The sequence below is a fragment of the Pseudomonas sp. 09C 129 genome (assembly GCF_002843625.1).
GTDB classification, from domain to species: domain Bacteria; phylum Pseudomonadota; class Gammaproteobacteria; order Pseudomonadales; family Pseudomonadaceae; genus Aquipseudomonas; species Aquipseudomonas chlororaphis.
On the sequence record NZ_CP025261.1, the window covers coordinates 1,716,853 to 1,730,240 of the forward strand.

Annotated in this window: 13 protein-coding genes; 10 read left to right on the forward strand and 3 right to left on the reverse strand. The window is 62.2% G+C overall.

Annotated elements, in window-relative coordinates; all coding sequences use genetic code 11:
- Positions 1-188: 188 nt before the first annotated feature.
- Positions 189-1,427: a transporter associated domain-containing protein gene (locus CXQ81_RS07855; protein ID WP_101336922.1), complete on the reverse strand. Its 1,239-nt coding sequence runs from the start codon at positions 1,425-1,427 to the stop codon at positions 189-191.
- Between the two features lie 12 nt (positions 1,428-1,439).
- Positions 1,440-2,252 (reverse strand): inner membrane protein YpjD, encoded by an 813-nt coding sequence (locus tag CXQ81_RS07860; protein ID WP_007927682.1) that lies wholly within the window; start codon positions 2,250-2,252, stop codon positions 1,440-1,442.
- Between the two features lie 198 nt (positions 2,253-2,450).
- Here CXQ81_RS07860 and ffh point away from each other — a divergent pair, with 198 nt between their 5' ends.
- The 6 genes from ffh (at position 2,451) to CXQ81_RS07890 (ending at position 6,525) form a co-directional block, all read left to right on the forward strand.
- Positions 2,451-3,827 (forward strand): signal recognition particle protein, encoded by a 1,377-nt coding sequence (gene ffh / locus CXQ81_RS07865; RefSeq protein WP_007927681.1) that lies wholly within the window; start codon positions 2,451-2,453, stop codon positions 3,825-3,827.
- A gap of 248 nt (positions 3,828-4,075) precedes the next feature.
- Complete coding sequence (gene rpsP, locus CXQ81_RS07870) at positions 4,076-4,327, forward strand: 30S ribosomal protein S16 (RefSeq protein ID WP_007927680.1); 252 nt, start codon at positions 4,076-4,078, stop codon at positions 4,325-4,327.
- Between the two features lie 5 nt (positions 4,328-4,332).
- Positions 4,333-4,869 (forward strand): ribosome maturation factor RimM, encoded by a 537-nt coding sequence (gene rimM / locus CXQ81_RS07875; protein ID WP_007927679.1) that lies wholly within the window; start codon positions 4,333-4,335, stop codon positions 4,867-4,869.
- 2 nt (positions 4,870-4,871) lie between these two features.
- Complete coding sequence (trmD, locus tag CXQ81_RS07880; protein ID WP_053260045.1) at positions 4,872-5,624, forward strand: tRNA (guanosine(37)-N1)-methyltransferase TrmD; 753 nt, start codon at positions 4,872-4,874, stop codon at positions 5,622-5,624.
- Between the two features lie 45 nt (positions 5,625-5,669).
- A complete protein-coding gene (gene rplS / locus CXQ81_RS07885; protein ID WP_009047143.1) occupies positions 5,670-6,020 on the forward strand; it encodes a 50S ribosomal protein L19 in 351 nt (116 codons plus the stop codon).
- Positions 6,021-6,111: 91 nt separating this feature from the next.
- Positions 6,112-6,525 (forward strand): acyl-CoA thioesterase, encoded by a 414-nt coding sequence (locus tag CXQ81_RS07890; protein WP_007927676.1) that lies wholly within the window; start codon positions 6,112-6,114, stop codon positions 6,523-6,525.
- A gap of 69 nt (positions 6,526-6,594) precedes the next feature.
- Here the strand turns inward: CXQ81_RS07890 and CXQ81_RS07895 are convergent, their stop codons facing one another.
- Positions 6,595-8,400, reverse strand: a complete 1,806-nt coding sequence (locus tag CXQ81_RS07895; RefSeq protein WP_101336923.1) for a sodium:proton antiporter — start codon at positions 8,398-8,400, stop codon at positions 6,595-6,597.
- Positions 8,401-8,507: 107 nt separating this feature from the next.
- On the opposite strand from CXQ81_RS07895, the gene xerD reads away from it, so the two are divergent.
- From xerD to thrC, 4 genes are all read left to right on the forward strand, one after another.
- The gene (gene xerD, locus CXQ81_RS07900) at positions 8,508-9,404 is read left to right on the forward strand and encodes a site-specific tyrosine recombinase XerD (RefSeq protein WP_007927674.1); all 897 of its coding nucleotides are present in this window, start codon (positions 8,508-8,510) and stop codon (positions 9,402-9,404) included.
- Positions 9,405-9,611: 207 nt separating this feature from the next.
- Positions 9,612-10,343, forward strand: coding sequence for a thioredoxin fold domain-containing protein (locus tag CXQ81_RS07905; protein WP_007927673.1), 732 nt, complete (start codon positions 9,612-9,614; stop codon positions 10,341-10,343).
- A gap of 131 nt (positions 10,344-10,474) precedes the next feature.
- Positions 10,475-11,779, forward strand: a complete 1,305-nt coding sequence (locus tag CXQ81_RS07910; protein ID WP_007927672.1) for a homoserine dehydrogenase — start codon at positions 10,475-10,477, stop codon at positions 11,777-11,779.
- Between the two features lie 104 nt (positions 11,780-11,883).
- Entirely contained in the window at positions 11,884-13,293 is a 1,410-nt protein-coding gene (thrC, locus tag CXQ81_RS07915) for a threonine synthase (protein WP_053259750.1), read from the forward strand.
- Positions 13,294-13,388 lie beyond the last annotated feature (95 nt).

Below are 13,388 nucleotides of genomic sequence, written 5' to 3' on the forward strand. Positions count from 1 at the left end.
AGGCCCCTAACGATCAAACAAGCGCGACTTGCCGCCCTGTAGCCGCTGGCGCAGCCTGCGTTCGACGGCGCAGCCGGCGCAAAGTCTGCCTGCGCGGTGTGTCAGGCAGAAGGTGGATGCAGGGTTTGCGACCGCTTCGCGGTCGATCGCAGCCTCGCGGGCTCGGCAGCGGCTACAGGGCTACAGGGCTACAGGGCGGGCGCGGTGAGCGGCTTGGTGTGCCAGATCAGCACGCGACTGACCCGGTTGTCCTCGGTTTCGAGGATTTCCAGGCGGTAGCGGCCGATCTTCAGGCAAACGGCGCTGTCGGGGATAGTCTCCAGCGCTTCGGTGACCAGGCCGTTGAGGGTTTTCGGGCCGTCGCAGGGCAGGTGCCAGCCCAGGCTCTTGTTCAGCTCGCGAATCGAGGCCGCGCCTTCGATCACGAAACGTCCGTCGGCCTGGGGATGGATATGTGGGTTGTCGAGGCTGTGCTCGCTTTCGAATTCGCCGACGATTTCTTCGAGGATGTCTTCCAGGGTGACGATGCCCAGCACTTCGCCGTACTCGTCCACCACCATGCCCAGGCGGCGCTGCTGCTTGTGGAAGTTCAGCAGTTGCAACTGCAGCGGGGTGCTTTCCGGCACGAAGTAAGGTTCGTGGCAGGCCGCCAGCAGCGCCTCCTGGGTCAGGCTGGCATCCGGCAGCAGGTGACGGATCTGGCGGGTGTTGAGGACCGCCTCGACCTGGTTGATATCGCTGTGGAACACCGGCAGGCGGGTGCGCTTGGATAGGCGCAGCTGTTCGATGATGTCGGCGATGGGGTCGTCGAGGTTGATCCCGTCGACCTCGCTGCGCGGCACCAGGATGTCATTGACGGTGATGTTGTCCAGGGCATGGATGCCCGACACCGGGTGCGGCCGGCCGTTGGCATGTTCTTCGGCGTCGTCCGGGTCGACAGCCTGTTCGTCTTCGCTCTGCTTGACGGCGCCGGCCTTGCGGGTGAAGGGGCGCAGCAACAGCTGGCTGATGCTGTGGAGCAGCCAGGCCGCCGGGTAGATGATCTTCAGCGGCACGCCCAGCAGGGTATTGCCCAGGCTGAGGATCGCATCCGGATAACGGGTGGCCAGGGTGCGCGGGAGGTAGTCGGCGAGTACCAGCAACACGCTGGTGGCGAGCAGGCAGGCCAGCCAGGGGCCGTTTTCCGCCCACTGCAGGAGCGCCAGCAAGGTACTGATGATGACCGCCAGCACCCGACACAGGGTGTTGCAGAGAATCAGGCTGTCGCGCGGGAAGCTCAGGCGCGCCAGCGGTTTGTCGCCGGAGCGCGAAGCGGTGCGCAGGGTCAGCAGGTGTTGCTGGGCGGCTTCGATGGCGGTGAACAGCCCCGACCACAGCACCAGCAAGGCCAGGACCACGAGCATCGGCTCTGTGGGCAGGTTGTCCATTATCGCCGCTCGTCAGATATGCAGGATGTATTCACGGACCAGCTTGCTGCCGAAGTACGCCAGCATCAGCAGGCAGAAGCCGGCCAGGGTCCAGCGAATCGCCTTGTGTCCGCGCCAGCCGAGGCGGTTGCGGCCCCACAGCAGCACGCTGAACACCACCCAGGCCAGGCAGGCCAGCAGGGTCTTGTGCACAAGGTGCTGGGCGAACAGGTTCTCGACGAACAGCCAGCCGGAGATCAGCGACAGCGAAAGCAGGGTCCAGCCGGCCCAGAGGAAGCCGAACAGCAGGCTTTCCATGGTCTGCAGCGGCGGAAAGTTCTTGATCAGCCCGGACGGGTGCTTGTGCTTGAGTTGGTGGTCCTGCACCAGCAGCAACAGGGCCTGGAACACGGCGATGGTGAACATGCCGTAGGCGAGGATCGACAGCAGGATATGGGCGAGGATGCCTGGCTCTTCGTCGATCACCGGCACCGTGCCGGTGGGCACGAACTGCGCCAGCAGCACGGTCAGCGCCCCCAGCGGAAACAGCAGGACCAGCAGGTTCTCCACCGGAATGCGCGAGCAGGCCAGCAGGGTCAGGGCAATCACCGCGGCGGCGATCAGGCTGGCGGCGCTGAAGAAGTCCAGGCCCAGGCCCACGGGCGTCATCAGGTGGGTCAGGAGGCTGGCGCTGTGGGCGAGCAGGGCAAGGATGCCGAGCGAGACCAGCAGGCGCTTGTTCGTCTTGGCGGCTTGAGCCAGACGAGTGCCTTGATAGAGGGTCGCAGCGGCATAGAGACAGGCGGCGGCGAGGGTGGTTAGCAAGCTGGGTGACAAGGGGAGCATAAATCCTGTTAGGCAAGCCCGAAAGTCGTTGAGTTTGGCATAGAACCGCCATCACACGAAAGACCGTGCAACCAGACGGCGGCTGTGCGTCGCACGCAGTCTTCGCTATAATCCGCGACCTGCCCACGGAGCACCTCTTTATATAGGGGCCCCGAGCCGCCATTACCTCGGTCTACTTAGGGCCTGAAAGGATCGCGCATGTTTGAAAACCTAACCGACCGTCTCTCGCAGACGCTGCGCCATGTCACCGGCAAGGCCAAGCTGACCGAGGACAACATTAAAGACACCCTGCGTGAAGTGCGCATGGCGTTGCTCGAAGCCGACGTCGCCCTGCCGGTGGTCAAGGACTTCGTCAACTCGGTGAAGGAACGTGCGGTCGGCACTGAAGTGTCGCGCAGCCTGACCCCGGGCCAGGCATTCGTGAAGATCGTCCAGGCCGAACTCGAAAGCCTGATGGGCGCGGCCAACGAAGATTTGAACCTGAGCGCCGTGCCGCCTGCCGTCGTGCTGATGGCCGGTTTGCAGGGCGCCGGTAAGACCACCACCGCCGGCAAGCTCGCGCGCTTCCTTAAAGAGCGCAAGAAGAAGAGCGTGATGGTGGTATCCGCCGACGTTTACCGTCCGGCGGCGATCAAGCAGCTCGAGACCCTGGCCAACGACATTGGCGTGACCTTCTTCCCGTCCGACCTGAGCCAGAAGCCGGTCGCGATCGCCGAAGCGGCTATTAAAGAAGCCAAGCTCAAGTTCATTGACGTGGTCATCGTCGACACCGCCGGTCGTCTGCACATCGACGCCGACATGATGGACGAGATCCAAGCGTTGCACGCGGCGGTCAAGCCGGTGGAAACCCTGTTCGTGGTCGACGCCATGACCGGCCAGGACGCCGCCAACACGGCCAAGGCCTTTGGCGACGCACTGCCGCTGACCGGCGTGATCCTGACCAAGGTCGACGGCGATGCCCGTGGCGGTGCCGCGCTGTCGGTGCGTGCGATCACCGGCAAGCCGATCAAGTTCATCGGTATGGGCGAGAAGAGCGAAGCGCTCGAACCGTTCCACCCTGAGCGTATCGCTTCGCGCATCCTCGGCATGGGCGACGTGCTCAGCCTGATCGAGCAGGCCGAACAGACCCTCGACAAGGAAAAAGCCGACAAGCTGGCGAAAAAGCTGAAAAAAGGCAAAGGCTTCGACCTCGAAGACTTCCGCGACCAGCTGCAACAGATGAAGAACATGGGCGGCCTCGGTGGCCTGATGGACAAGCTGCCGAATATCGGTGGCGTGAACCTGGCGCAAATGGGCAATGCCCAGGGCGCGGCCGAGAAGCAGTTCAAGCAGATGGAAGCCATCATCAACTCCATGACCCCGGCGGAGCGCCGCGACCCTGAGCTGATCAGCGGTTCGCGCAAGCGTCGGATCGCCATGGGTTCCGGCACCCAGGTGCAGGACATCGGTCGCTTGATCAAGCAGCACAAGCAGATGCAGAAGATGATGAAGAAATTCTCCGCCAAGGGCGGGATGGCGAAAATGATGCGCGGCATGGGCGGAATGTTGCCCGGCGGCGGCATGCCGAAGATCTGAAGAATCCACGCCGGCAGCCATGCCGGCGTTTCCCGCGGGGACGCGGGACCTCCAGCAAACCCGCGCTTGGCGGGAGCTGACTTGCCGTTGTTGCCAACGGCCCTATAGCAAATCTGGATGGCAGCCGGTAGGCGCCGGAAAAAGTCATTTGCAAAAGTCCGGATATTCCTTAGAATATGCGGCCTTTCGGGCACCCATGCCCGCTGTGCATTTAGATTTGCAGCACCGACTACAGGAACGATGTTCACATGCTAACAATCCGTCTTGCCCTTGGCGGCTCCAAAAAGCGCCCGTTTTACCACTTGACCGTGACCGACAGCCGCAACCCACGCGACGGTTCGCACAAAGAACAAGTTGGCTTCTTCAACCCGATCGCTCGTGGTCAAGAAGTCCGCCTGTCCGTGAACCAAGAGCGCGTAGCCTACTGGCTGAGCGTTGGTGCACAACCGTCTGAGCGCGTTGCTCAGCTGTTGAAGGAATCGGCTAAGGCTGCAGCCTGAACCCTATGAACGCGACGCCTGCTCCTGCTGATGATTTGATCGTTATCGGCAAAATCTACTCTGTTCACGGCGTTCGCGGCGAAGTGAAGGTTTATTCCTTTACTGATCCGATTAAAAACCTGTTGGATTACAAAACCTGGACGCTCAAGCGCGAAGGTAGCGTGAAACAGGTTGAGCTGGTCAGCGGACGCGGGAATGAAAAATTCCTGGTCGCAAAGCTCAAAGGTCTCGATGATCGTGAAGAAGCGCGTCTTCTGGCTGGTTATGAGATCTGCGTGCCGCGCAACCTGTTCCCTGAACTGACCGACGGCGAGTACTACTGGTACCAGCTGCAAGGTCTCAAGGTCATCGACACTCACGGACAACTGTTCGGGAAGATCGATCACCTGCTGGAGACCGGCTCGAACGATGTAATGGTGGTCAAGCCTTGCGCTGGCAGCCTGGATGATCGCGAACGCCTGTTGCCCTATACCGAGCAATGCGTGTTGGCCGTCGACCTGGCAGCGGGCGAGATGAAGGTGGATTGGGACGCGGACTTCTGAACGTGGCTAGCCTGCGCGTAGAAGTGATCAGTTTGTTTCCCGAGATGTTTTCCGCCATCAGCGACTACGGCATAACCAGCCGCGCGGTGAAACAGGGGCTCTTGCAGCTGACCTGTTGGAATCCGCGAGACTACACCACGGATCGACATCACACTGTGGACGATCGCCCATTTGGCGGTGGCCCGGGCATGGTGATGAAGATCAAGCCCCTGGAAGATGCTCTGGTTCAGGCCAGGCAGGCAGCCGGGGAGGGCGCGAAGGTGATTTACCTGTCGCCCCAAGGCCGCAGACTGACTCAGTCGGCGGTACGCGAGTTGGCGAATGAGGATGCATTGATCCTGATTGCCGGTCGTTATGAAGGCATTGACGAGCGTTTTATTGAAGCTCATGTCGATGAAGAGTGGTCGATTGGCGACTATGTACTCTCCGGTGGCGAGCTGCCGGCGATGGTCCTGATTGATGCGGTTACGCGACTGCTGCCCGGAGCTTTAGGGCATGCGGATTCCGCGGAGGAGGATTCCTTCACGGATGGTCTGCTGGATTGCCCGCACTACACCCGACCGGAGGTGTATGCGGATCAGCGTGTTCCCGACGTGTTGCTGAGTGGCAACCACGCACACATCCGGCGTTGGCGTTTACAGCAGTCCCTTGGTCGGACCTATGAACGACGCGCCGATCTTCTGGAAAGCCGCTCGCTTTCTGGAGAAGAGAAGAAGCTGCTCGAGGAATACATCCGCGAGCGGGACGATAGTTAACAACGTATCGATGGTAGATCTGACGATTTACCTTAGGAGCACAGCATGACCAACAAAATCATTCTTGCACTCGAAGCAGAGCAGATGACCAAAGAGATCCCAGCCTTTGCCCCGGGCGACACCATTGTCGTTCAGGTGAAAGTGAAGGAAGGCGATCGTTCCCGTCTGCAAGCGTTCGAAGGCGTTGTAATCGCCAAGCGTAACCGCGGCGTGAACAGTGCATTCACCGTTCGTAAAATCTCCAACGGTGTTGGCGTAGAGCGTACTTTCCAGACCTACAGCCCGCAAATCGACAGCATGGCTGTCAAGCGTCGCGGTGACGTACGTAAAGCCAAGCTGTACTACCTGCGCGACCTGTCGGGTAAAGCAGCTCGCATCAAGGAAAAACTGGCTTAAGTCCAGCTTCCGATGCAGAAAAAAGCAGCCTACGGGCTGCTTTTTTGTTGCCCGTCATTTATCCCCGAATTGTGTTTCAGGCAGTAGAACCATGAGCCCCCGCGAGCAAGAAATCCAACGCCGGACCGAGCTGTCGGTGACCCGCGTGACCAAGGCGGTATTCCCGTCGACCACCAACCACCACAACACCCTGTTCGGCGGCACGGCGCTGGCCTGGATGGACGAAGTGTCGTTCATCGCCGCGACCCGTTTCTGCCGGCTGCCGCTGGTGACCGTGTCCACCGACCGTATCGACTTCAATCACCCGATTGCCGCCGGATCCATCGTCGAGCTGGTGGGACGGGTGGTGAAGGTCGGCAATACCAGCCTCAAGGTCGAGGTTGAGGTGTTCGTCGAGAGCATGAGCTGCGATGGGCGAGAGAAGGCCATCCACGGCCTGTTCAGCTTTGTCGCCATCGATGACGACAAGCGCCCGGTACCGGTGCTGCCGGGGTTTGTCGACTGATCGCGAGCAAGCCTCGCTCTTGCGGGATTTCACCGTTCTGTAGGAGCGAGGCTTGCCCGCGATGGGCTATCAGGCCGCCGTATCCTTCTGAATCAACGCCACCAGGGTCCAGCCCGCGGAGGGCTTGAGGGCGCTGCCTGGCGTCAGCACATGCACCCAGCCGCTGTTGTCGCGAGCGAACAGCAGGGTCGCCCGCTCACCATGCAGCGCCTGGTAATCCTCCCAGCCAAAACCTTCGGTCAGGTTGGTGCTGTACAGCTCCGCACCCTGTCCCAGCAGGCTGGCCAGTTTGCTGTAGGACAGCGTCTCGTTACCCAGTAGGTGCCCGCGATGTTCATGGCTGGCCCGGTGCTTGTCGGTGCGCCGGCTTTCCTGGCTGTTGGCCAGGCCGAACAGGCGCTGATGGCCGAAGTCGTGGCGAAAACGCATGGAGGCCAGGGTGTTCAATTCGCCGGAGGGCGACAGCGCCAGCAGATGGCCAAGCCCCACCAGGTCCAGATGGGCATCGGCGTGTTGCGATGCCGGGTTGCCGAAGTAGGTCGGCAGGCCGTCCATGCGCGCGGCCCGGATGTTCTCCCAGCTCGAATCGGTCAGCAGCACGCGGCTGCCCAGTTGTTGCAGAGCCTTGCCGATGGCTCGCGCCGGGGCGTTCGCACCGACGATCAGGAAGCCGCTCGGTGCCGGTTCCGCGACCTTCAGCAGACGTGCCAGCGGCCGCGCGGTGGCACTTTGCAGCACCACGGTGCCGATGATCACGGCAAAGGTCAGCGGCACCAGCAGCAGCGCCCCTTCATGACCAGCCTGGTCCAGGCGAATGGCGAAGATCGCCGAGACCGCCGCGGCAACGATGCCTCGGGGCGCGATCCAGGCCAGCAGGGCCCGCTCGCGCCAGCTCAGGTTCGAACCAGCGGTGGACAGCAGCACGTTCAAGGGCCGGGCGATGAACTGGATCACCAGCAGCAGAATCAACACCAGCGGCCCCAGGGCGATCAGGGCGTTGAGGTCCAGGCGCGCCGCCAGCAGGATGAACAGCCCGGAAATCAGCAGCACGCTGAGGTTTTCCTTGAAATGCAGGATGTGCCGGACGTCGACGTCCTTCATGTTGGCCATCCACATGCCCATCAGGGTCACGGCCAGCAGGCCGGACTCATGCATCACCTGGTTGGCGCCGATGAAGATGCCCAGCACCGCCGCCAGCGTGGCCAGGTTGTGCAGGTATTCCGGCAGCCACTGGCGGCGCATGATGGTCCCCAGCACCCAGCCGCCGACGATGCCGAACAGGCTGCCGCAGAGGATTACCCCGCCGAAGGTCATCAGGCTGTGCTGCAGGCCCTGGCCCTCGGCGCTGGCGATGATGAAGCTGTAGACCACCACCGCCAGCAGGGCACCGATCGGGTCGATGACGATGCCTTCCCAGCGCAGGATGTTGGCGATCGACGCCTTGGGCCGCACCACCCGCAGCATGGGCACGATCACGGTGGGCCCGGTGACCAGGGTCAGGGTGCCGAACAGCAGCGCCAGCAGCCAGTCGAAGCCCAGCAGCCAGTGGGTGGCCAGGGTGATCACCGCCCAGGTCGAAAGGGCGCCGATGGTCACCAGCCGGTGCACCACCTTGCCGATCTCGCGCCACTCCGACAGGTGCAGGGTCAGGCTGCCTTCAAACAGGATCAAGGCCACCGCCAGCGACACCAGTGGCATCAGCAGCGGTCCGAACAGTTCCTGCGGGTCGAGCCAGCCCAGGACCGGGCCGGCGAGAATGCCGCTCAACAGCAGGAACAGAATGGCCGGCAGTTTCAGGCGCCAGGCCAGCCATTGGCAGCCCACTGCCGCCACGCCTATGCCGCCAAAGGCCAACAGAATCTGTTGTTCGTTCATTGAAGCTCCCTGTTCCTTGAAATAGCGGGCTATGAAAGACTAGCGACCCTCTGCACAGTTCACTATTTATTTGCGCCCGGCCTCAAGGCCGCGCCTTTCGAGTATTTATGCCTGCCATCGACCATCCCCTGATAGACCGTTTCCTCGATGCGCTATGGCTGGAAAAGGGTCTTTCGGACAACACCCGCGAGGCTTATCGCAGTGACCTGGCGTTGTTCAACGGCTGGCTACAGGAAAAGGGACTGGAGCTGGTAAATGCCGGTCGCGAGCTGATTCTCGACCACCTCGCCTGGCGGGTGGAGCAGGCCTACAAGCCACGCTCGACCGCGCGTTTTCTCTCCGGGGTGCGCGGCTTCTATCGTTACCTGCTGCGGGAAAAGCTGATTGCCGTGGATCCCACGCTGCAAGTTGACATGCCGCAGTTGGGGCGGCCGTTGCCCAAGTCTTTGTCGGAGGCCGATGTCGAGGCCCTGCTGGCCGCTCCCGACCTCAGCGAGGCCATCGGCCAGCGCGATCGCGCCATGCTTGAAGTCCTGTATGCCTGCGGCCTGCGGGTCACCGAGCTGATCAGCCTGACCCTGGAGCAGGTCAACCTGCGCCAGGGCGTGTTGCGGGTGATGGGCAAGGGCAGCAAGGAGCGCCTGGTGCCGATGGGCGAGGAAGCGATTGTCTGGGTCGAGCGCTACATGCGCGATGCCCGTGGCGAGCTGCTCGGCGGGCGGCCCAGCGATGTGCTGTTCCCCAGCCAGCGCGGCGAGCAGATGACCCGGCAGACCTTCTGGCACCGGATCAAGCATCAGGCCAAGGTCGCCGGGATCGGCAAGTCGCTGTCGCCGCACACCTTGCGACATGCCTTCGCCACCCATCTGCTCAACCACGGCGCCGACCTGCGGGTAGTGCAGATGCTGCTTGGCCACAGCGACCTGTCGACCACCCAGATCTACACCCATGTCGCCCGGGCCCGTTTGCAGGAGCTGCATGCCAAGCACCATCCTCGCGGTTGAGTGAGGTGTCGGTCGCCGCGAACACCGGCTGCGGCGACCCGGGAGCGGTTCTGCGCTGATCGGCAAATGACCGGCTTGGCTCAGCGGGAGCCCGCCAGGCGGGCCTTATGTGGTAGGCTTTGCCGGTTTACAAAGTGGGCCGTTATGACCCGGTGTTCCAGTACGGGCGTTCTGACCGTCCCATTTGTCCGCCTTCAGGAGTTCCCAATGCGCGTGACCCAGATAATCGCCGCCGCAGCCATTGCGTTGGCCAGTACCTTTGTTATGGCCGATGACGCCGCCGAAAAAGCGATTCGTAAAAGCCTCCAGGGCCTGCAGCTCGAAGTCCCGGTAGAAAGCATCAGCGCCAGCCCGCTGCCCGGTGTCTATGAAGTCAAGCTCAAGGGCAGCCGCGTGCTGTACGCCAGCGCCGACGGCCAGTTCGTGATGCAGGGCTACCTGTTCCAGCTCAAGGACGGCAAGCCGGTCAACCTGACCGAAAAGACCGAGCGCCTGGGCGTGGCCAAGCTGATCAACGCCATTCCGGTCGCTGAAACCGTGGTCTACCCGGCCATCGGCGAAACCAAGACCCACATCACCGTCTTCACCGACACCACCTGCCCGTACTGCCACAAGCTGCACGCCGAAGTGCCTGAGCTGAACAAGATGGGCGTGGAAGTGCGTTACGTTGCCTTCCCGCGCCAGGGCCTGGGTTCGCCGGGCGACGAGCAATTGCAGGCGGTCTGGTGCTCGGCCGACAAGAAAGCGGCCATGGACAAGATGGTCGATGGCAAGGAAATCAAGGCCGCCAAGTGCGCCAACCCGGTTTCCAAGCAATTCGCCCTGGGCCAGTCGATCGGGGTGAACGGCACGCCGGCCATCGTTTTGGCCGACGGCCAAGTGATTCCGGGCTACCAGCCTGCGCCACAAGTCGCCAAACTGGCGCTGGGCGCGAAATAATCCTGCGTCGTCGAGCCTTTGACGATCATGGCGCGGCGGTTGTGGCCGACGCGTCATTAATAGAGAGCCGTGTGGTTTGCGGCTGTTTTCCACGGCCGACCTAGTGTCGGCCGTTTCATGGGGAGTTCAGAGTGAATCCGGTCAAAGTGGGCATCTGTGGGCTGGGTACCGTCGGTGGCGGTACCTTCAATGTACTTCAGCGTAACGCCGAGGAAATTGCTCGTCGTGCCGGGCGTGGAATCGAAGTGGCACAAATTGCCATGCGCACGCCAAAGCCTCAGTTCCAAACGACCGGTATTGCGATTACCAACGATGTGTTCGAAGTGGCCACGAACCCTGAGATCGACATCGTCATAGAGCTGATGGGCGGCTATACCGTTGCCCGCGAGCTGGTACTCAAGGCCATCGAGCATGGTAAACATGTGGTCACCGCCAACAAGGCGCTTATCGCCGTACACGGTAACGAAATTTTCGCCAAGGCCCGTGAGAAGGGTGTGATCGTGGCGTTCGAGGCCGCTGTGGCGGGTGGTATTCCAGTCATCAAGGCGATCCGCGAAGGCCTGTCGGCCAACCGTATCAACTGGGTGGCCGGGATCATCAACGGCACTGGCAACTTCATTCTCACCGAAATGCGCGAGAAGGGTCGCACCTTCGAAGACGTGCTGGTCGAGGCCCAGGCCCTGGGTTACGCCGAAGCCGATCCGACCTTCGACGTCGAAGGCATCGACGCGGCGCACAAGCTGACCATCCTGGCGTCCATCGCCTTTGGTATCCCGCTGCAGTTCGACAAGGCCTACACCGAAGGCATCACCAAGCTGACCACCGCCGACGTGAACTACGCCGAGGCCCTGGGCTATCGCATCAAGCACCTGGGCGTGGCCCGCCGCACCGATGCCGGTATCGAGCTGCGCGTGCACCCGACGCTGATCCCGGCCGATCGCCTGATCGCCAACGTCAATGGCGTGTTCAACGCGGTGATGGTCAACGGCGACGCCGTCGGCTCCACCCTGTACTACGGCGCCGGTGCCGGCATGGAGCCGACCGCTTCGTCGGTGATCGCCGACCTGGTGGACGTGGTTCGCGCCATGACCAGCGACCCGGAGAACCGCGTGCCGCACCTGGCCTTCCAGCCGGACTCGCTGTCGGCGCACCCAATCCTGCCGATCGAGGCCTGCGAAAGCGCCTACTACCTGCGGATCCAGGCCAAGGATCACCCGGGCGTACTGGCCCAGGTGGCGAGCATCCTGTCCGAGCGCGGCATCAACATCGAGTCGATCATGCAGAAAGAGGTCGAAGAACACGACGGCCTGGTGCCGATGATCCTGCTGACCCACCGGGTGGTGGAACAGCGCATCAACGATGCGATCACCGCGCTGGAAGCCCTGCAGGGCGTGGTCGGTCCGGTCGTGCGGATCCGCGTCGAACATCTGAATTAATTCAGCGGCAAGCGCCAAGCCGCAAGCTGCAAGTAAAAGCCGATTCGCTTTGACTTGTCGCCTGTCACTTGAAGCTTGCAGCTCCACACCAAAGGTTTGCTTATATGCGTTACATCAGCACCCGCGGCCAGGCACCGGCCCTGAATTTCGAAGACGTCCTGCTGGCCGGCCTGGCGAGCGACGGCGGTCTGTACGTACCGGAAAACCTGCCACGTTTCACCCAGGAGGAAATCGCTTCCTGGGCTGGCCTGCCGTATCACGAGCTGGCCTTCCGGGTGATGCGCCCGTTCGTCACCGGCAGCATTCCGGATGCCGACTTCAAGAAAATCCTCGAAGAAACCTACGGTGCGTTTTCCCATAACGCCATCGCCCCGCTGCGCCAGCTGAACGGCAACGAGTGGGTCCTGGAGCTGTTCCACGGCCCGACCCTGGCGTTCAAGGACTTCGCCCTGCAACTGCTGGGTCGCCTGCTGGACTACGTGCTGGAGAAGCGTGGAGAGCGCGTGGTGATCATCGGCGCCACTTCCGGTGATACCGGTTCGGCCGCCATCGAAGGCTGCAAGCGCTGCGACAACGTCGATATCTTCATCCTGCACCCGCACAACCGTGTGTCCGAAGTGCAGCGCCGGCAGATGACCACCATCTTCGGCGAGAACATCCACAACATCGCCATCGAAGGCAACTTCGACGACTGCCAGGAAATGGTCAAGGCCAGCTTCGCCGACCAGGGCTTCCTCAAGGGCACCCGCCTGGTGGCGGTGAACTCGATCAACTGGGCGCGGATCATGGCCCAGATCGTCTACTACTTCCACGCGGCCCTGCAGCTGGGCGGCCCGGCGCGTTCGGTGGCGTTCTCGGTGCCGACCGGCAACTTCGGCGATATCTTCGCCGGTTACCTGGCCCGCAACATGGGCCTGCCGATCAACCAGCTGATCGTCGCCACCAACCGCAACGACATCCTGCACCGCTTCATGAGCGGCAACCAGTACGTCAAGGAAACCCTGCACGCGACCCTGTCGCCGTCGATGGACATCATGGTCTCGTCGAACTTCGAGCGCCTGCTGTTCGACCTGCACGGTCGCAACGGTGCCGCGCTGGCCGGGCTGATGGACTCCTTCAAGCAGGGTGGCGGTTTCAGCGTCGAGCAGGAGCGCTGGACCGAAGCGCGCAAGCTGTTCGACTCCCTGGCCGTGGACGACGCCCAGACCTGCGAGACCATCGCCGAAGTCTTCGCCCAGACTGGAGAAGTGCTCGACCCGCACACCGCGATCGGCGTCAAGGCCGCCCGTGAGTGCCGTCGCAGCCTGGACATCCCGATGGTGGTGCTGGGCACCGCACATCCGGTGAAGTTCCCGGAAGCGGTGGAGCAGGCCGGGATCGGCAAGGCCCTGGAATTGCCGGCGCACCTGTCCGATCTGTTCGAGCGCGAAGAGCGTTGCACCGTCCTGGCCAACGACCTGAAGGCCGTCCAGGCCTTTGTCAGCCAGCACGGCAATCGCGGCAAACCGCTCTGATCGACTGACATCGATCGTCAACAAGGCCCGTCTCTGACGGGCTTTGTCTTTTTATACACAGGCTGTTTATCGCGGCGCGTCTTCCAAGGACAGAA

Excerpts from the sequence above, each read along its gene's own strand:
- CXQ81_RS07855 (WP_101336922.1), bottom strand. The coding sequence starts at position 1,427 with ATGGACAACCTGCCCACAGAGCCGATGCTCGTGGTCCTGGCCTTGCTG.
- CXQ81_RS07860 (WP_007927682.1), bottom strand. The coding sequence starts at position 2,252 with ATGCTCCCCTTGTCACCCAGCTTGCTAACCACCCTCGCCGCCGCCTGT.
- ffh (WP_007927681.1), top strand. The coding sequence starts at position 2,451 with ATGTTTGAAAACCTAACCGACCGTCTCTCGCAGACGCTGCGCCATGTC.
- rpsP (WP_007927680.1), top strand. The coding sequence starts at position 4,076 with ATGCTAACAATCCGTCTTGCCCTTGGCGGCTCCAAAAAGCGCCCGTTT.
- rimM (WP_007927679.1), top strand. The coding sequence starts at position 4,333 with ATGAACGCGACGCCTGCTCCTGCTGATGATTTGATCGTTATCGGCAAA.
- rplS (WP_009047143.1), top strand. The coding sequence starts at position 5,670 with ATGACCAACAAAATCATTCTTGCACTCGAAGCAGAGCAGATGACCAAA.
- CXQ81_RS07890 (WP_007927676.1), top strand. The coding sequence starts at position 6,112 with ATGAGCCCCCGCGAGCAAGAAATCCAACGCCGGACCGAGCTGTCGGTG.
- CXQ81_RS07895 (WP_101336923.1), bottom strand. The coding sequence starts at position 8,400 with ATGAACGAACAACAGATTCTGTTGGCCTTTGGCGGCATAGGCGTGGCG.
- xerD (WP_007927674.1), top strand. The coding sequence starts at position 8,508 with ATGCCTGCCATCGACCATCCCCTGATAGACCGTTTCCTCGATGCGCTA.
- CXQ81_RS07905 (WP_007927673.1), top strand. The coding sequence starts at position 9,612 with ATGCGCGTGACCCAGATAATCGCCGCCGCAGCCATTGCGTTGGCCAGT.
- thrC (WP_053259750.1), top strand. The coding sequence starts at position 11,884 with ATGCGTTACATCAGCACCCGCGGCCAGGCACCGGCCCTGAATTTCGAA.